Source organism: Hafnia sp. HMSC23F03 (assembly GCF_001816025.1).
Lineage (GTDB): Bacteria > Pseudomonadota > Gammaproteobacteria > Enterobacterales > Enterobacteriaceae > Hafnia > Hafnia paralvei.
The window spans coordinates 18,178-37,365 of record NZ_KV824211.1; the positions used below are offsets into that span (position 1 = coordinate 18,178).

General features: G+C 48.9%; 15 protein-coding genes. 14 read left to right on the top strand and 1 reads right to left on the bottom strand.

Going from position 1 to position 19,188, the window contains the following annotated elements; translation table 11 throughout:
• Positions 1–42 precede the first annotated feature (42 nt).
• The 13 genes from tal (at position 43) to HMPREF3091_RS05205 (ending at position 15,994) form a co-directional block, all read left to right on the top strand.
• Positions 43–996 carry a transaldolase gene (tal, locus tag HMPREF3091_RS05145; protein WP_035502099.1) on the top strand — a complete coding sequence of 318 codons (954 nt, stop codon included), beginning with the start codon at positions 43–45 and terminating at the stop codon, positions 994–996.
• 310 nt (positions 997–1,306) lie between these two features.
• Positions 1,307–2,284 (top strand): glutarate dioxygenase GlaH, encoded by a 978-nt coding sequence (gene glaH, locus HMPREF3091_RS05150; protein WP_070714593.1) that lies wholly within the window; start codon positions 1,307–1,309, stop codon positions 2,282–2,284.
• Between the two features lie 89 nt (positions 2,285–2,373).
• On the top strand, positions 2,374–3,633 hold the full coding sequence (lhgO, locus tag HMPREF3091_RS05155; RefSeq protein WP_070714594.1) for an L-2-hydroxyglutarate oxidase: 1,260 nt from the start codon (positions 2,374–2,376) through the stop codon (positions 3,631–3,633).
• 48 nt (positions 3,634–3,681) lie between these two features.
• Positions 3,682–5,130 carry an NADP-dependent succinate-semialdehyde dehydrogenase gene (gabD, locus tag HMPREF3091_RS05160; RefSeq protein WP_070714596.1) on the top strand — a complete coding sequence of 483 codons (1,449 nt, stop codon included), beginning with the start codon at positions 3,682–3,684 and terminating at the stop codon, positions 5,128–5,130.
• Between the two features lie 117 nt (positions 5,131–5,247).
• Positions 5,248–6,531 (top strand): 4-aminobutyrate--2-oxoglutarate transaminase, encoded by a 1,284-nt coding sequence (gene gabT / locus HMPREF3091_RS05165; RefSeq protein WP_070714599.1) that lies wholly within the window; start codon positions 5,248–5,250, stop codon positions 6,529–6,531.
• 141 nt (positions 6,532–6,672) lie between these two features.
• Positions 6,673–8,073, top strand: coding sequence for a GABA permease (gene gabP, locus HMPREF3091_RS05170; protein ID WP_004089182.1), 1,401 nt, complete (start codon positions 6,673–6,675; stop codon positions 8,071–8,073).
• 130 nt (positions 8,074–8,203) lie between these two features.
• The gene (csiR, locus tag HMPREF3091_RS05175; protein ID WP_070714602.1) at positions 8,204–8,902 is read left to right on the top strand and encodes a DNA-binding transcriptional regulator CsiR; all 699 of its coding nucleotides are present in this window, start codon (positions 8,204–8,206) and stop codon (positions 8,900–8,902) included.
• A gap of 694 nt (positions 8,903–9,596) precedes the next feature.
• Positions 9,597–10,253 (top strand): HAD family hydrolase, encoded by a 657-nt coding sequence (locus HMPREF3091_RS05180; RefSeq protein WP_004089175.1) that lies wholly within the window; start codon positions 9,597–9,599, stop codon positions 10,251–10,253.
• Positions 10,250–10,837 carry a molybdopterin adenylyltransferase gene (gene mog / locus HMPREF3091_RS05185; protein WP_004089172.1) on the top strand — a complete coding sequence of 196 codons (588 nt, stop codon included), beginning with the start codon at positions 10,250–10,252 and terminating at the stop codon, positions 10,835–10,837. The genes HMPREF3091_RS05180 and mog overlap by 4 nt, the downstream gene beginning before the upstream one ends.
• Before the next feature lie 164 nt (positions 10,838–11,001).
• On the top strand, positions 11,002–12,336 hold the full coding sequence (locus HMPREF3091_RS05190) for an MFS transporter (protein ID WP_004089169.1): 1,335 nt from the start codon (positions 11,002–11,004) through the stop codon (positions 12,334–12,336).
• A 227-nt stretch (positions 12,337–12,563) separates the two neighbouring features.
• The gene (locus HMPREF3091_RS05195) at positions 12,564–13,328 is read left to right on the top strand and encodes a transcriptional regulator NanR (protein ID WP_371328677.1); all 765 of its coding nucleotides are present in this window, start codon (positions 12,564–12,566) and stop codon (positions 13,326–13,328) included.
• Between the two features lie 186 nt (positions 13,329–13,514).
• Positions 13,515–14,414 (top strand): N-acetylneuraminate lyase, encoded by a 900-nt coding sequence (gene nanA, locus HMPREF3091_RS05200; RefSeq protein ID WP_070714605.1) that lies wholly within the window; start codon positions 13,515–13,517, stop codon positions 14,412–14,414.
• An 86-nt stretch (positions 14,415–14,500) separates the two neighbouring features.
• Positions 14,501–15,994 (top strand): MFS transporter, encoded by a 1,494-nt coding sequence (locus HMPREF3091_RS05205; RefSeq protein ID WP_004089160.1) that lies wholly within the window; start codon positions 14,501–14,503, stop codon positions 15,992–15,994.
• Positions 15,995–16,078: 84 nt separating this feature from the next.
• Here HMPREF3091_RS05205 and satP read toward each other — a convergent pair whose 3' ends face one another.
• On the bottom strand, positions 16,079–16,678 hold the full coding sequence (gene satP / locus HMPREF3091_RS05210) for an acetate uptake transporter (RefSeq protein ID WP_004089157.1): 600 nt from the start codon (positions 16,676–16,678) through the stop codon (positions 16,079–16,081).
• A 513-nt stretch (positions 16,679–17,191) separates the two neighbouring features.
• Here satP and dnaK point away from each other — a divergent pair.
• The gene (gene dnaK, locus HMPREF3091_RS05215) at positions 17,192–19,102 is read left to right on the top strand and encodes a molecular chaperone DnaK (RefSeq protein WP_004089152.1); all 1,911 of its coding nucleotides are present in this window, start codon (positions 17,192–17,194) and stop codon (positions 19,100–19,102) included.
• The last annotated feature ends 86 nt before the right edge of the window (positions 19,103–19,188 follow it).

Below are 19,188 nucleotides of genomic sequence, written 5' to 3' on the forward strand. Positions count from 1 at the left end.
CATTAATTCTGGTTTTATGCACCAATAATGGAAACGCTAAAAATGACCGATAAACTGACATCCCTACGCCAGCTGACCACCGTTGTGGCCGACACCGGCGATATCGCTGCAATGAAGTTGTATCAACCACAAGATGCAACGACCAACCCTTCTTTGATTCTGAATGCGGCACAAATTCCTGAATACCGTAAGCTGATCGATGAAGCTATCGCTTGGGCTCGCAGCCAGAGCAACGACAAAGCTCAGCAGGTTGTGGATGCTTCAGATAAGCTGGCCGTCAATATCGGTTTGGAAATCTTGAAACTGGTTCCGGGCCGTATTTCTACTGAAGTTGACGCCCGCATGTCTTATGACACCGAAGCAAGCGTCGCTAAGGCTAAGCGTCTGATCAAAATGTATAACGATGCTGGCATTAGCAACGATCGCATTCTGATCAAACTGGCTTCTACTTGGCAAGGTATCCGTGCTGCTGAACAGCTGGAAAAAGAAGGTATCAACTGTAACCTGACGCTGCTGTTCTCCTTCGCGCAGGCTCGTGCTTGTGCAGAAGCTGGCGTATACCTGATTTCTCCGTTTGTTGGTCGTATCCTCGACTGGTACAAAGCTAACACCGATAAGAAAGAATATGCGCCAAACGAAGATCCAGGCGTAGTGTCTGTGACCGAAATCTACGAATACTACAAACAGCACGGCTATGAAACCGTGGTTATGGGCGCAAGCTTCCGTAACATGGGTGAAATTCTGGAACTGGCTGGTTGTGACCGTCTGACTATCGCACCTGCATTGCTGAAAGAACTGTCTGAAGCACAGGGCGATGTTGAGCGTAAACTGAGCTACACCGGCGAAATCAAAGCGCGTCCAGCCCGTTTGACCGAAGCGGAATTCTACTGGCAGCACAATCAGGATCCAATGGCCGTTGATAAACTGTCTGATGGCATCCGTAAGTTTGCCGTAGACCAGGGCAAACTGGAAAAAATGATCGCTGATCTGCTGTAATCTCGCTATTCAGCCAATGAAACCAGCCTTAGGGCTGGTTTTTTTACATCTAAACAACATCTACTTTTCTTCTCTTCCTTGTGTTCAATAAATAATTATTTGAATTTAAAGAAATTAATTATTTTTCTTCTAATCCCTCATTATCTGAATGTAAATAAAATGTGTATTCTTGATCACAAAAAATAAACATTTATGTGCTTTTTATACGCAATTTTCAAAAATGTAGATATTTTTAGATTATGGCTACGAAATGAGCATGTCTAAGAATTGCTCTGCCGAAGATAATTTTCTGCAACGAGGATACTTTCTGATGAATGCGTTAACCGCCGTAAAACAGGATATCTCTGAAGCTAAAGCCAATGGGCAGGGCTTTACCGTTCGACCTTCTACACAGTCGCCGCGCATGCTTGAACTCAATTTTGATGCAACCACGACCCAACGTTTTTTGGCGTTAGTTGCTGAATGGCCGGTACAGGCTTTGGAGTACAAATCTTTCCTGCGTTTCCGAGTGGCAAAGATCCTTAATGAACTCTGCGCAGAGCAGCTCCAGCCGCTTTTGCTCAATACCATTCTTTCCCGCTCACAGGGCGCGTTACTGATTGGCGCAGACGGTATCGATCACGTAGAGCAAGCTGATGAGATGGTAAAAATTGCTACCGCGGTAGCTCATCTCATTGGTCGTTCAAACTACGATGCGATGAGTGGCCAATTCTATGCGCGTTTTGTGGTGAAAAATGTCGATAGTTCAGATAGCTATCTGCGTCAGCCACATCGTGTGCTGGAGTTGCATAACGACGGCACTTTTGTCGACGAAGTGACCGACTATGTTTTGATGATGAAAATCGACGAACAGAATATGCAAGGGGGAAACTCCCTTCTGCTGCATCTCGATGATTGGGAATCGCTGGACAAATATTTCAGTCATCCTCTGGCACGCCGACCGATGCGTTGGACAGCGCCACCGAGCAAAAATGTCTCGCAAGATGTTTTCCATCCCGTATTTGATGTCGATGGTCAAGGCCGTCCTGTGATGCGGTATATCGATCAGTTTGTCCAACCAAAAGATTTTGAAGAGGGGAACTGGCTGAGTGAGTTATCAGACGCATTAGAAGGTAGCCGCAATATTGTTTCGGTTCCGGTTCCGGTTGGAAAGCTGTTGCTGATTAACAACGTGTTCTGGCTACATGGTCGCGATCGTTTTACACCGCATCCAGAACTTCGCCGAGAGCTGATGCGTCAGCGCGGTTATATCAGCTATTCCACTTCGTACTATCAGACTGGGCAATAAGTTCTCTCCCTGCCTTTTATTAACCAAGCGTGCTCTCGTGTATCTACGCACGAGAGCACGCAAGAGAGTTCGAGGAAGGAATTAGCCGGATGTATGACTTTGTGATCGTTGGCGGTGGCATTATTGGAATGTCGACTGCCATGCAGTTGATCGGCGTTTATCCTGACGCCCGTATTGCAGTGCTAGAAAAAGAGAGCGGGCCCGCGCGTCATCAAACTGGGCATAACAGCGGTGTAATACATGCGGGGGTTTATTACACACCCGGTAGTCTAAAGGCCAGGTTTTGCCTTGAAGGTAATCGTGCGACCAAAGCGTTTTGTGATGAAACCGGCATTCGATATGACACCTGCGGAAAAATGCTGGTGGCAACTTCAGCGCTGGAAATGGAACGTATGCGTGCACTGTGGGATCGCACCGAAGCTAACGGTTTAGAGCGTTACTGGCTTAGCGCAGAGGAGCTACACGAGCGCGAACCCAATATTGTGGGCTTAGGCGGTATTCTTGTTCCTTCCAGCGGCATTGTGAGCTACACCGAAGTGACCGCCGCGATGGCCGAGCGCTTTCGTGCGGCTGGTGGCGAGATTTTTTATAATGCAGAAGTCACCGCCCTTCAGGAACATGCGCAGGGCGTGATTGTTTCCACAACTCAGGGCGAATACGAAGGATCTAACCTGATCACCTGTTCTGGCCTAATGGCGGATCGTTTGGTGAAAATGTTGGGCATCGATCCTGGATTCATTATCTGCCCATTTCGTGGTGAATATTTCCGTTTAGCGCCGCAGCACAATCAGATCGTCAACCATCTTATTTACCCTATTCCCGATCCTGCAATGCCATTCCTCGGCGTGCATCTAACCCGCATGATCGACGGTAGCGTGACGGTGGGGCCAAACGCCGTGCTGGCATTTAAGCGTGAGGGCTACCGTAAGCGCGATATTTCATTGAGCGATACGCTGGAGATATTGGGTTCTTCTGGTATCCGCAGCGTTATGCGCCAAAACCTGAAATCAGGTTTGGATGAGATGAAGAATTCCCTGTGTAAGAGTGGGTACCTCAAGCGAGTACAAAAGTATTGCCCTAGCTTAACGAAAAACGATCTGCAGCCTTATCCCGCGGGTGTCCGTGCGCAGGCCGTATCTCCCGACGGCAAACTTATCGATGACTTCCTGTTCGTGACGACCGCTCGCAGCATCCACGTCTGCAATGCGCCTTCACCGGCGGCGACTTCGGCCATTCCCATTGGCACGCATATTGTAAGTAAAGTTCAGGCTTTGTTGGCTGGGCAACCTCATCTCGGTCGTTCATTAACCGCGAATATTCAAGATAAAACTGCGTTTGCAGTGCCGTAAAAACACCGCATAAAAATAGCTAAATTAATGATGGATAAGGAAATAAAAATGCAACTTAACGACCATAAGCTATTTCGCCAGCAGGCCTTCATTCAAGGGGAATGGCGTGATGCCAATAACCAACAAACCATAGATGTGACGAATCCGGCCAATGGTCAGTTATTGGGCACGGTGCCCAAAATGGGGGCAGGTGAAACTCGCGGCGCCATTGAAGCGGCTAATCAGGCTCTACCCGCATGGCGTGCATTGACTGCCAAAGAGCGTGCGGTGATTTTGCGTCGCTGGTTTGATTTGATGATGGCCAATCAAGACGATCTTGCCAAGCTAATGACGCTGGAGCAGGGCAAACCGCTCGCCGAGGCTAAGGGTGAAATTGCCTACGCGGCTTCTTTTATCGAATGGTTTGCCGAAGAGGGCAAACGTATATATGGCGACACGATTCCAGGGCATCAGGCGGATAAACGTCTTATCGTGATTAAACAGCCCATTGGTGTTACCGCTGCTATTACACCGTGGAATTTTCCCGCGGCGATGATTACTCGTAAAGCAGGGCCAGCGCTTGCTGCTGGTTGCACAATGGTACTCAAACCCGCCAGCCAAACGCCGTTTTCTGCTCTAGCGTTAGCCGAGCTCGCTCAGCGTGCTGGTATCCCTGCTGGGGTATTTAACGTCGTGACCGGATCTGCCAGTGAGGTTGGTAATGAGCTCACCGGTAACGCATTGGTACGTAAGCTCTCTTTCACTGGGTCGACAGAGATTGGCCGCCAGCTTATGCAGCAATGTGCCAAAGATATCAAAAAAGTCTCTCTCGAACTGGGCGGTAATGCGCCGTTTATTGTGTTTGATGATGCTGATTTAGATAAAGCGGTGGAAGGGGCTTTAGCCTCTAAATTCCGTAATGCGGGACAAACCTGTGTCTGCGCTAACCGCTTGTATGTGCAGGATGGTGTCTATGATGCTTTTGCCGAAAAGTTACAGGCCGCAGTCGAAAAACTCACACTGGGCGATGGTTTGGCGCAGGGGGTGACGACGGGCCCGCTGATCGATGAAAAAGCCGTGGCGAAAGTGAAAGAGCATATCGAGGATGCACTATCAAAAGGTGCTCGCATCATTACCGGCGGCAAGCCCCACGATTTAGGCGGTAATTTCTTTCAGCCCACCATTCTCGTTAACGTTCCGCCTAGCGCCAAAGTGGCAAAGGAAGAGACTTTCGGTCCGTTAGCGCCGCTGTTCAGATTTAAAGATGAAGCTGATGTTATTGCTCAGGCTAACGACACCGAGTTTGGTTTAGCGGCCTATTTTTATGCTCGTGATTTAAGCCGTGTGTTCCGCGTGGGTGAAGCGTTGGAATACGGCATTGTCGGCATTAATACCGGAATTATCTCCAACGAAGTGGCGCCTTTTGGCGGTATTAAAGCCTCAGGCCTTGGCCGAGAAGGTTCTAAATACGGCATCGAGGATTACTTAGAAATCAAATATATGTGCATTGGTTTGTAAGACAACCCAATGCTGCCCATCTCTTTTTCAAGGGATTGGGATAAAGGTACCCACACTGATTTATTAACGCCAATAGAGCGGCATTAGCCGCCTACCCGAACACTGAGAGGACATCTGATGAGCACGAATAAAGAGTTAATGCAGCGCCGCGGCAACGCCGTTCCACGCGGAGTGGGGCAGATCCATCCCATTTTTGCCGAGCGTGCAGAAAATTGCCGCGTATGGGACGTTGAAGGGCGTGAGTATCTCGATTTTGCAGGCGGAATTGCGGTGCTGAACACTGGCCATTTGCATCCTAAAGTCGTCGCCGCGGTGGAAGCTCAACTGAAAAAGTTGTCGCATACCTGCTTCCAGGTTCTCGCCTATGAGCCTTATCTGGAACTGTGCGAGATCATGAACAAACGCGTGCCCGGAGATTTCGCCAAGAAAACGCTTCTGGTGACGACGGGGTCAGAGGCGGTTGAAAACGCAGTGAAAATCGCTCGCGCCGCGACAAAACGTAGCGGCACCATTGCCTTTAGCGGGGCATATCATGGACGTACCCACTATACCTTATCGCTCACCGGCAAAGTGAACCCGTATTCTGCGGGGATGGGATTAATGCCTGGACATGTATATCGCGCGCTGTACCCGTGTGAGCTACACGGTGTGAGCGACGATGATGCCATCGCCAGTATTCATCGCATCTTTAAAAATGACGCAGCGCCGGAAGATATTGCGGCGATTGTTATTGAACCAGTACAAGGGGAAGGCGGGTTCTACTCTGCTTCGCCGGACTTTATGAAGCGCTTACGGGCTCTGTGCGATGAGCACGGGATTATGCTGATAGCCGATGAAGTGCAAAGTGGGGCTGGACGTACCGGTACGCTGTTTGCAATGGAACAGCTGGGCGTTGCCGCCGATATCACGACTTTCGCTAAATCTATCGCAGGGGGTTTCCCTCTCGCGGGCGTAACGGGTAAAGCCGAAGTCATGGACGCCATTGCGCCGGGGGGATTAGGCGGAACTTATGCGGGAAGCCCGATTGCCTGTGCTGCTGCTCTTGCCGTGCTCGAAACCTTTGATGAGGAAAACCTGCTACAACGTGCCAATGATGTCGGGCAAAAGCTGAAAGAAGGCTTATTAAGTATCGCGGAAACGCATCGTGAAATTGGTGATGTACGTGGTTTAGGTGCCATGATTGCTATCGAGCTGTTTGAAGATGGCGACGTCCATAAACCTAATGCCAAATTGACGGCTGACGTGGTGGCGAGAGCGCGTGATAAAGGGTTAATCCTGTTGTCATGTGGGCCGTATTACAACGTGCTGCGTATTTTGGTTCCGTTGACGGTAAGCGACGCACAGATTAAGCAAGGGCTGGATATTATTGCTGCATGTTTTACTGAGGCTAAGAAGAATTAAGCGCAACGTGGTGCTTGAGGGTATGTGAGTAGCACCCGTCATAAAGGAAGTCTGATGGATAAATAATAACAACGCGCGTGCTCCGGCGCGGGAATGCCGGAGCGCTCTCCCTAAGTGAAAAACTTTCGAGAGGGTTTAATTATGGGTCAGGTTGCAGAAACAAACTCGCTGGGAGGCGGGCTGAAGTCCCGCCATGTCACCATGCTGTCCATTGCGGGGGTTATCGGCGCAAGTCTATTTGTGGGCTCTGGCGTTGCGATTTCTCAAGCAGGGCCAGCGGTATTACTGTCTTATTTATTCGCCGGTTTGCTGGTGCTGCTGATCATGCGCATGCTGGGCGAAATGGCGGTCGCTTCACCGGATACCGGTTCCTTTTCCACTTATGCAGAACGCTCTATCGGCAAATGGGCGGGATATACCATTGGTTGGCTCTACTGGTGGTTTTGGGTTTTAGTGATCCCATTGGAAGCAAATATTGCCGCCATTATTCTTAATTCGTGGCTACCGGTGGTGCCGATCTGGCTCTTTTCCCTATTAATTACCCTTGCTTTGACCGGTAGTAATCTGCTCAGCGTTAAAAATTACGGTGAGTTTGAGTTCTGGCTAGCGCTGTGCAAGGTCATTGCGATTCTGGCTTTTATCGTTCTAGGAACCATTGCGATTACTGGTTTCTATCCGCACGTTCAGGTGAGCGGTATTTCTCGTCTGTGGGATCACGGCGGTTTTATGCCGAATGGGTTTGGTGCCGTGATTAGCGCGATGTTGATCACCATGTTTTCATTTATGGGGGCCGAGATCGTCACGATTGCAGCCGCTGAGTCCGATACGCCGGATAAGCACATTGTGCGCGCAACCAACTCCGTCATTTGGCGTATTGCGATCTTTTATCTCTGCTCGATCTTCGTGGTTGTAGCGCTGGTTCCGTGGAATGCCCCAGAGTTGAAAACGATAGGCTCATACAGTTCAGTGCTACAGCTGCTGCATATTCCTCATGCCAAGTTGATTATGGACTGCGTGATTTTATTGTCGGTAACCAGCTGTCTGAATTCGGCGCTTTATACCGCATCACGTATGCTGTACTCACTTAGCCATCGCGGTGATGCACCTGCATTTATGGGAAAAACTAACCGCAGTAAAACGCCTTATGTGGCGGTATTGCTCTCTACCGGTGCGGCGTTTCTTACCGTGGTAGTGAATTACTATGCGCCGGCCAAGGTGTTTAATTTCTTAATCGCGAGCTCTGGTGCCATTGCTTTGTTGGTATATCTAGTGATCGCGGTATCCCAGCTTCGCATGCGTAAAATTCTGTTGATGCGTGGGCAGGAGATCAAACTCAAAATGTGGCTTTATCCTTACCTGACTTGGACGGTAATTCTGTTTATCACTTTTGTTCTGGTGGTCATGATGTTCAGGCCAGAGCAACGTGTTGAGGTGGTTTCTACCGTGTTGCTGGGCATTGGTATTATTTGTACAGTGCCTATTATGACCCGCTGGAAAACATTCTTTCAGTGGCAAAAACAGCCTCAGCAGAGTTTGAGATAATACAGAAGCTTGGCAATAATCTTGATGCGCCGATCTCAGCGAGAACTGGGACGGCGTTTATTGGTATTAGAAAGCCTGCACTTTTGTCAGGTGATTCTTTTTGCTTCGTTGCTAGTGAGGAGCCATACCTATGACCGCCTCTTTACCCCATCCTACCTTTGACGGTTATCAATGGCTGAAACGGGACATTATTCGTGGCGTCTATCAGCCGGAAGAAAAACTGCGTATGAGTTTGCTGACGAATCGCTACGGCTTAGGTGTTGGCCCGCTGCGAGAGGCATTGTCACAGCTAGTAGCTGAACATCTGGTGACCGTGGTGAGCCAAAAGGGTTATCGCGTAGCGCCGATGTCGCAGGCTGAGTTGCTGGATATTTTTGATGCGCGCGCCAATATGGAATCAATGCTGGTACAACTGGCGATTGAGCGCGGAGGCGATGATTGGGAAGCGGACATTTTGGCGCGTGCCCATATGCTTGCCAAACTCGAGGCGACAGAAGCTAGCGAAGAACTGCTCGATGAATGGGATCAACGCCATCAGGCGTTTCATACCGCGATTGTGGCTGGTTGTGGCTCGCAATATTTACTGCAAATGCGAGCGCGTTTGTTTGATTTGGCCGCACGCTATCGATTTATTTGGCTGCGCGAAACCGTACTTTCCGTAGAAATGCTGGAGAATAAACACCATGAACACGATCAACTGGTGAACGTCATTCTAGCTCGTGATGGAAAACAGGCGGGTGAGCTAATGCGACAACACTTGTTGACGCCGATACCGATTATCATGGAAGCCATGGGGGGAGGAGGCATAAGTGTTTTAGATATGGAGTAAGCTACGTCCGCTTAAAACACTGAACTCCACATTTAAACCGCGCGGGCGTCCGTGTTAGGGGGCCAGTCGTCGCCCCCTAACAACCCGGCTTGGCTCCACCTTCCAGCCCGCTACGCGGGTGCCCTCATTTCATCATTCCGGTCTTAACGGAACGAACGGCAATCGCTATCCTGGCTCCTCCGTTCTTTCGCCTACATCCCTGTAGGCGAATCCTAACCTGCATGATTCACTCGGCTGTCCGGTAATGTGCCGGAAAAGGTCAACGGCAAGATCAAAATCTAATAAGCCTAAAAGACTTTGTCTTTTTTGAGTTAAGTTTTGGTAGAGAGAGCCGCCGGTACAGGGATGTACCGGTGGAGTTTGGGGCGCCCGGGATGGGCGATACCAAACCGGAGCGGAGATGGCGTCTCGGATAAAAGCGCGCGGGTGTCGGGTGCGCGCGCTGGCGCACCCGACTCGGTCGCCTACGTCAGTAATTTCATGAAAATGCAGATGCTAACCGGCGAACGAAACTTTACTCCGCGGCGTATATACTGGTGAACGAAACCTGACATTTATGTAATCCAGATAACTCCTGTCATCACTCCTTGCCACTCATCCTCCTACAGTTTATTCCGAATCTTTGATTCATAAACCAGACGGATTTACCGTAAGTCTTATACTTGGCTTAATTCCTATCTAAGAGGTATTCGTTATGTGGAGAAAACAATTTGCCGCCGTTTTTCTAGATATGGATGGCACTCTGTTAGATTCAGGTAATCATGCGGAACAGGTGTGGATGCAGTGGGCACAGCGGCATGGTATCGATGATGCCTTGTTGGGGGCGCAGATTCATAGCCAGCGGGTACAGGAAATCGTGCGTCGTTTAGCGCCTCATCTGGAGACTCAACAGGAATTAGAGGCGCTAGAGCAGGCGCTGTTGGAAATGACTCAGCGCCACCACAGCCAATTACAGCAGGGAGTTTTTGAACTGTTGCAGGCTTTGGGCGAAACGCCGTGGGGCGTAGTAACGCAGTCAAACCAGTCTCGTGCTGCCGTGCAAATGAAGCAGGCAGGTATGCCGCAGCCGCCGTTGATGATTGGCGCAGAGCAAGTGACTAGCGGACGCCCTGACCCTGAGCCCTATCTGTTGGCGGCCAGTTATTACGGCGTGGATCCCCGTGATTGTTTGGTGTTTGAAAGCGACGAGGCTGGGATCAAGGCTGCGCAAGCCGCTGGAATGACGGTTATTGCCATCACAAATCGCCATCAACGCCATCATTTACAGCGTGCAGATGTGGTTATTAGCGGCTGGCGTAGTATTATTCTGCATCCCCAGCGTCAAGGAATAGTCATAGAGGTAGTTGCATGAATGCATTGCGTATAGGTCTGGTCTCGATTTCCGATCGTGCTTCCAGCGGTGTTTATCAAGATAAAGGTATTCCAGCACTACAAGAGTGGTTAGAGCAGGCGCTCACCACAGAGTTTACGCTGGAAACGCGTCTGATCCCCGATGAGCAGGTGATGATCGAACAGACTCTGTGCGAGCTCGTTGATGAGATGGGCTGTCACTTAGTGTTGACCACGGGCGGAACAGGGCCAGCACGTCGTGATGTGACGCCGGATGCGACATTAGCCGTGGCGGATCGTGAAATGCCAGGTTTCGGTGAGCAGATGCGTCAGATCAGTTTGCACTACGTACCAACGGCGATTTTATCTCGTCAGGTGGGCGTTATTCGTAAGCAGGCGTTGATCATTAACTTGCCCGGACAGCCTAAGTCGATCAAAGAAACGCTGGAAGGTGTGAAAGACGAAAACGGTAAATCTATCGTACACGGTATCTTCGCCAGCGTGCCTTATTGCATCCAATTACTCGACGGTCCCTATGTTGAAACTGACCCGGGTGTAATAGCAGCTTTTCGCCCGAAGAGCGCAAGACGCGAAACAATCAACTGAAATTGAGCTCATTGTGGCATAAGATTCAGTACGACTAGCCAGTCACCCAGTAACGTTATATTAATTATTTTGCATCACAAATGTTTAACATCTGTTTTATGACATCTGTTTAAAACACACAACATCGCAAAATAATATGAAAATAACGTACTGGGCTGGATCTTATGGAACAACATCATAATCGCCGTTTAAATCGGCAGGACTACAAAACTCTGACGCTGGCCGCCTTGGGCGGTGCCTTAGAGTTCTATGACTTCATCATTTTTGTATTCTTCGCGGCGGTAGTCAGCGATCTTTTCTTTCCCGTCGATATGCCCGAGTGGTTACGTCAGGTGCAGACCTTTGGTATTTTCGCTGCGGGTTATCTTGCTCGCCCGCTTGGCGGGATTATCATGGCGCACTTTGGCGACAAAGTCGGCCGTAAGAAAATGTTCTCACTCAGTATATTGCTGATGGCGTTGCCTACGTTAGCCATGGGGATGCTACCGACCTATCAAAGCATCGGGATTGCGGCCCCGTTGTTATTACTGTTAATGCGTGTGCTGCAAGGTGCGGCTATCGGTGGTGAAGTACCGGGGGCATGGGTATTTGTCGCTGAGCATGTACCGCGTAAACGCGTTGGTTTTGCCTGCGGTACGTTAACCGCAGGATTAACGGCAGGGATCCTGTTGGGATCGCTGGTGGCGACATTGCTCAATACCGTTATGAGCCAAGAGTCTATTTTGGCTGGTGGCTGGCGTATTCCGTTTTTCTTAGGCGGGATTTTTGGTCTATTTGCCATGTACTTGCGCCGTTGGTTACAAGAAACGCCAATCTTTGTTGAAATGCAGGCACGAAAAGCATTAGCAGAAGAAATGCCGCTGAAAACGGTGGTGAAAAATCACCGCAAAGAGGTCGCCATTTCTATGCTGCTCACGTGGTTGCTTTCGGCGGGCATTGTGGTGGTGATTCTCATGACGCCAACCTATCTGCAAAAACAGTTTGGTATCTCACCGGCGTTGGCTTTACAGGCGAACTGTTTGGCGACAATTGCGCTGACGATGGGGTGCGTGATCGCCGGTCGTGTGATCGATCGCTTTGGCGCGAGCAAAACGTTTATCGTTGGTAGCCTTTTTCTGGCCGTGTGTAGCTGGACGTTTTACCACTCGGTCGCGGCCGGAGTGAGTGCTGAACAGTTATTTTTGGGCTATGCATTAGCTGGTTTTAGCGTAGGGATCGTGGGTGCTGTTCCTTATGTCATGGTACGCGCGTTTCCGGCAGAAGTTCGTTTCAGTGGTATTTCATTCTCGTACAATGTGGCTTATGCCATTTTTGGGGGATTAACGCCGATTTTTGTTACGCTGATAATGAAACTAACGCCGATGGCACCGGCTTATTATGTGCTGGCTCTGTCTTTAGTTGGGCTACTGTTGGGACTCTATTTACAGCGTGACTTGAATAGCGAAGCGCATGCTGAGCCTATGTTGGATGTATCGGTAAATCAGCAAAAACAAAGCTAAAACAGCGTGATAAGCTCTCCGCTTTTAAGGCGGGGAGTTTGTTTTTCGCCACGTTAGATATCACGCTTTCCACTTTCTCTCTTGCTTAGCCGCTTCTCTTTTCCTATGTTATGATTCAAATGGTTATACCTATTAACTATTTATCTGTCATCCAGCGTGGCGATTAAGCAGTATCGCCTCTCGGTGATAAATATATGACTGACGGAACCAGCCAAAACGTAAACGCTATGAGCACATCAGACGATCGTCCAATTGAAACTCCCGAAGCTATCGGCCATGCGATGCGTCGCAGGCCAGTGTCGCGCAAAAAGTTGTCTGATATGGTGGAGGAAGAACTCGAGCAGATGATCCGTCGGCGTGAATTTGCCGAAGGGGAGCAACTGCCCTCTGAGCGTGAGCTGATGGCTTTTTTCAACGTGGGTCGGCCATCCGTGCGTGAAGCATTGGCGGCGCTGAAACGTAAAGGGTTGGTACAGATCAATAACGGAGAACGCGCCCGTGTGTGTCGTCCTTCGGCAGATACTATCATTTCTGAACTGTCGGGAATGGCGAAAGACTTTTTGACTAAGCCGGATGGTATCGCCCATTTTGAACAACTGCGCTTATTCTTTGAATCTAGTTTAGTGCGTTATGCCGCGGAGTTCGCTACTGACGAACAGATTGCGCGCTTGGGAAAAGCACTGGAAATGAACAGCCAGTCTCTCGACGATAACGATCTGTTTATTCGTTCTGACATTGAGTTTCACCGTGAGCTTGCTGAGATCCCCGGAAACCCAATCTTTATGGTTATCCATGTGGCACTGTTGGATTGGCTGATCGCTGCGCGTCCAACCGTTTCTCTTGCAGAACTTCATGCTCATAATAACGTGAGTTATCAGCAGCATATTGAAATATATAAAGCCATCTGTGCTCGGCAGCCTGATGCCGCCGACAAAGCTTTGAAGTCCCACCTCAACAGCGTATTTGCTGCCTATTACGCCCGCAAAAAGTAACGATCCTTGGATCGTGAAACGAGATCTTATTCAGCATTTGTATTGAAATAAGATCGTTTACCTTCTCTGATATCTGAGATTGATCACATATTAAGCCGAATATCGCTAAAGTTCGTTTTTTAAACTGGTGTAATAGGTATAAAGGTATATCTTTAAGCTCATCAAATAAACAAGTCAGAGGGTCATATGTCAAAACATCTCCATGGGGTTATGCCCGCGTTACTCACTCCGTTTAACCCACAGCAACAGCTCGATATTCCAAGCCTGCGCCGTTTAGTGCAGTTTAATATTGCTCAAGGCGTTGACGGTCTTTACGTGGGAGGCTCTACCGGTGAGGCTTTCATCCAAAACGCTCAGGAGCGTGAGCAGGTTTTGGAAGTCGTTGCGGAAGAAGCGAAAGGTAAAGTGACGCTGATTGCTCACGTGGGTGGGATTAGTACTCATGAAAGTCAGGTGTTGGCGAAGGCTGCCAAGCGCTATGGTTTTGACGCTGTATCTGCGGTGACTCCTTTCTATTATCCATTCAGTTTTGCCGAGCACTGCGATCACTATCGCGCCATTATCGACTCTGCCGAAGGGTTGCCGATGGTGGTATATAACATCCCCGCGTTGAGCGGAGTGAAGCTTTCTCTCGATCAAATATCAACGCTGATTACTCTGCCGGGTGTGGCGGCTCTGAAACAAACATCAGGCGATCTCTATCAGATGGAACAAGTGCGACGTGCACATCCTGATAAGGTCATTTATAACGGTTATGATGAAATCTTCCTTTCTGGCTTGTTGGCGGGGGCCGATGGCGGTATCGGCAGTACCTATAACGTTATGGGATGGCGTTATAAAGGTATTATACAGGCATTGAAAGAGGGCAATATTGCACGAGCCCAAGCGCTGCAAACGGAATGTAATAAAGTGATAGATGTTCTGATTAAAGTCGGCGTATTCCGTGGACTGAAAACCATTCTGCACTATATGGATGTTGTTGATACGCCAATTTGTCGCAAGCCGTTTGCTCCGGTTGAAGAACAGTATTTACCTGAGCTGCGTCAGCTAGCCCAATTACTGAGTGCAGAAAGAACGGCAAAATAATACAACACCGTTTCTTATCTACTAACAACTCTTACCCTACGATATAGAGCGCAGGCAATTTAAAAGACCTGCGCCGGGAGTGCTTTATGAATAACACTACCCAAGATCTACCGTGGTATCGACACATCAGTAAACCGCAATGGAAGGCATTTTCTGCCGCATGGATTGGTTATCTGTTAGATGGCTTTGATTTTGTCTTGATCGCTTTGGTATTAACCGAAATTCAAAGTGAATTTGGATTAACTACCGTAGAAGCTGCCAGCCTTATTTCAGCCGCATTTATCTCCAGATGGTTTGGCGGATTATTATTAGGTGCAATGGGGGATCGATATGGCCGAAAATTAGCAATGATAACCAGCATTGTCTTATTTTCAGTCGGAACTTTGGCCTGTGGCTTTGCTCCCGGTTTCACCACCATGTTTATTGCTCGTCTGATGATTGGCATGGGAATGGCGGGAGAATATGGTTCTAGCGCGACCTATGTTATTGAGAGCTGGCCAAAACATTTACGAAATAAAGCCAGTGGTTTTTTGATTTCAGGTTTTTCGATTGGTGCCGTTCTTTCCGCGCAGGTATACAGCGTAGTCGTACCTGTATGGGGTTGGCGTGCATTATTCTTTATTGGCATTCTGCCGATTATTTTTGCGCTATGGCTACGTAAAAATATTCCTGAAGCGGAAGACTGGGAAAAGAAATTTGGTAATAAACAGCCAGTAAAAACCATGGTGGATATTTTATATCGTGGGCCCTATAAAGTGATGAACGTTGGTATGACGATAGTCGCTTCACTGGCTCTCTATTTATGTTTTGCAGGCGATATTGGAAATCCTTTTGCCATCACGGTGCTTGGACTTTTGTGCGCTGCTATTTTCATTAGTTTCATGGTGCAAAGCAGTGGGAATCGCTGGCCTACGGGCGTGATGCTGATGGTCGTGGTGCTGTTCGCCTTCCTTTATTCATGGCCGATTCAGGCTCTGTTACCCACCTATTTAAAGACTGAGTTGGCTTATGATCCATCGACCGTGGCACATATTCTGTTCTTTAGCGGATTTGGTGCAGCAGTTGGGTGCTGTGTTGGTGGCTTCCTAGGTGATTGGCTGGGAACGCGTAAAGCTTATGTGTATAGCCTACTGTTATCTCAACTGCTGATTATTCCTGTGTTTGCTATTGGCGGTGGAAGCCTATGGACGCTGGGGATTCTGCTGTTTCTTCAGCAAATGCTGGGACAGGGGATTTCCGGTATTTTACCTAAGCTCATTGGCGGCTATTTTGACACTGAGCAGCGAGCGGCAGGGTTAGGATTTACCTATAACGTCGGCGCGTTAGGCGGGGCGCTTGCACCTATCCTTGGCGCGACCATAGCCCAACGTCTAGATCTTGGTACGGCGTTAGCTTCGCTTTCCTTCAGCCTGACCTTTGTTGTTATTCTGTTGATTGGCTTGGATATGCCATCAAGGGTACAACGCTGGTTGAAACCAGAAGGGATCAGAACGCACGATACCATAGATGGAAAACCTTTCAGCGGCGCCATTGGCCGCATAACCAAGAAAGCGTTAGTGGAACCTGTACCACACAAATAATCAGGGTAAAAAAAGCCCCGCACATTGGCGGGGCTTTTTGCTGTTTAACGCTCTGGATATAGAAAAGCGTGATACTGCTTAGAATTACAGTTCAGCAGGATGTGCGTTTGCTTTATGGCATTTGCATTCGCCGATTGGCAGCACGGTACGGCCTGCTTGTTCGTTGATCACTTCAGCCATAGCCAGATAAATAGCGCTCGCGCCACAAACGATACCTTCAAAACCGGCAAAGTGTAGAACCGCAGCGTTGCCCGTAATATTGCCGTAGGCCAGCAGGAAGAACAGAACGGTCAGACTGGCAAACACGAATTGCAGAATGCGGTTTGCGCCCAGAGTACCGAAGAACATGAACAGGGTAAAAATGCCCCACAGCGCTAAATAAGTACCGAGGAAGCTGGCATCGCTGGCATCGGCCAGACCCATTTTTGGCAGTACTAAAATACCGACCAGCGACAGCCAAAACGCGCCGTAGGAAGTAAATGCGGTTAAACCGAAAGTGTTGCCTTTTTTGTACTCAAGCAGCCCAGCGAGAATTTGGGCAAACCCTCCAAAGAAAATCCCCATTGAGATGATCACGGAAGTAAGAGGGAAAAAGCCTGCATTGTGCAGGTTCAGCAAGACGGTGGTCATCCCGAAGCCCATCAGGCCTAAAGGACCGGGATTCGCCAACTTGTTGGTGTGCATAGAGCCTCTGTAATAAGAGAAGTTTAATGTAGAAATAAATATTCCAGCGCCGTTGAGGTTGATTTTTATATTTGCAACATCAATTGGTTAGGCGTGGAAATTCATTGGTACGTGCCCGAGAACACAATGTTTTATCGCATTGTTGTTCTTTTCAACGATCGAGCGCGCGGCATAATAATGAGGAGTCAGAACATAAACAATGATCTTGTGGGTTAAAAAATCATATTTTTTTTAATCTCCCCCCTTGTTGTCGTCTTGAGCGACCCCATCTTACTTACAACGCAGTTAGTTACCGGGTATTCCCGCCATACTTTAAGCTGCTGGTGTGTTGGCTGCACTCAATCACCCGAGCCACTTACTTAGGTAAGCTTATTGGGACTCATTCGTTTGCCGCCTTCCAGCAACTTGAATGATTTAGGGTATAGGTAGAAAAAAGGCGGTTGAAAAAAGAAATATCGCCCCCACCTACGGTAGCAACGAGATTAATAACAAAATTCTTAGTGGAGATGTTCGATGGGTAAAATTATTGGTATCGACCTGGGTACAACTAACTCTTGTGTAGCTGTAATGGATGGAACCACTGCACGTGTGCTGGAGAACGCCGAGGGCGACCGCACCACTCCTTCTATTATTGCGTACACTCAGGACGGCGAAATTCTGGTTGGTCAGCCTGCAAAACGTCAGGCGGTGACTAACCCACAAAACACCCTGTTCGCGATCAAGCGTTTGATTGGTCGTCGTTTCGAAGATGAAGAAGTTCAGCGCGATAAAGGCATCATGCCTTTCGGTATCGTCGCTGCTGACAACGGTGACGCATGGGTTGAAGTTAAAGGTCAGAAAATTGCTCCGCCGCAGATTTCTGCAGAAGTTCTGAAGAAAATGAAGAAAACTGCAGAAGACTTCTTGGGCGAGCCAGTGACTGAAGCTGTTATCACCGTTCCTGCATACTTCAACGATGCTCAGCGTCAGGCAACAAAAGATGCTGGTCGTATCGCAGGTCTGGAAGTAAAACGTATCATCAACGAACCAACCGCAGCCGCTCTGGCTTATGGTTTGGATAAAGAAGTCGGCAACCGTACTATCGCGGTTTATGACCTGGGTGGTGGTACTTTCGATATCTCTATCATTGAGATTGACGAAGTTGACGGCGAAAAAACCTTCGAAGTTCTGGCAACCAACGGTGATACCCACCTGGGTGGTGAAGACTTCGATAGTCGTTTGATCAACTATCTGGTTGAAGAATTCAAGAAAGAACAGGGCATGGATCTGCGCAACGATCCGCTGGCGATGCAGCGTCTGAAAGAAGCTGCTGAAAAAGCGAAGATTGAGCTGTCTTCTGCTCAGCAGACCGACGTTAACCTGCCGTACATCACCGCAGATGCGTCTGGTCCAAAACACATGAACATTAAAGTGACCCGTGCAAAACTGGAGTCACTGGTTGAAGATCTGGTTAACCGCTCTATGGAACCACTGAAAGTGGCTCTGAAAGATGCTGGCCTGTCTGTTTCTGACGTACAGGACGTTATCCTGGTAGGTGGTCAGACTCGTATGCCTATGGTTCAGAAGAAAGTGGCTGATTTCTTCGGTAAAGAACCACGTAAAGACGTTAACCCAGATGAAGCAGTGGCTATCGGTGCTGCGGTTCAGGGCGGTGTATTGACCGGTGAAGTTAAAGACGTTCTGCTGCTGGACGTTACCCCTCTGTCTCTGGGTATCGAAACCATGGGCGGCGTAATGACCTCGCTGATTGCGAAGAACACCACGATCCCAACTAAGCACAGCCAAGTGTTCTCAACCGCTGAAGACAACCAGTCTGCTGTGACGATCCACGTCATTCAGGGTGAGCGTAAACGTGCTGCGGATAACAAATCTCTGGGTCAGTTCAACCTAGATGGTATCCAGCCAGCACCACGTGGTATGCCGCAGATCGAAGTCACCTTCGACATCGATGCCGATGGTATCCTGCACGTGTCTGCGAAAGACAAAAACAGCGGTAAAGAGCAGAAGATCACCATCAAGGCGTCTTCTGGTCTGAACGAAGAAGAAATCCAGAAAATGGTACGTGATGCAGAAGCTAACGCTGAAGCTGACCGTAAGTTTGAAGAGCTGGTACAAACTCGTAACCAAGCCGATCAGCTGGTTCATGGTACTCGTAAGCAGTTGGAAGAAGCCGGTGACAAACTGCCAGCTGAAGACAAAACTGCGATCGAAGCTGCTTTGGCTGAGCTGGATACCGCAGCGAAAGGCGAAGATAAAGCTGACATCGAAGCGAAAATCCAGACTCTGGTACAGGCTTCCAGCAAACTGTTAGAAATGGCTCAGCAGCAGGCTCAGGCCGGTGGTGCTCAGCAGGCTGATACCAGCGCTCAGAAAGATGACGACGTGGTAGACGCTGAATTCGAAGAAGTTAAAGATAAAAAATAATTGCCCTTAGCGGGCTTGGTGACGGCGGAAGTGAAATTTAGCTAACCGTCGTGACTATTAACCGGCACGGGCGTCGAGGAAACTCA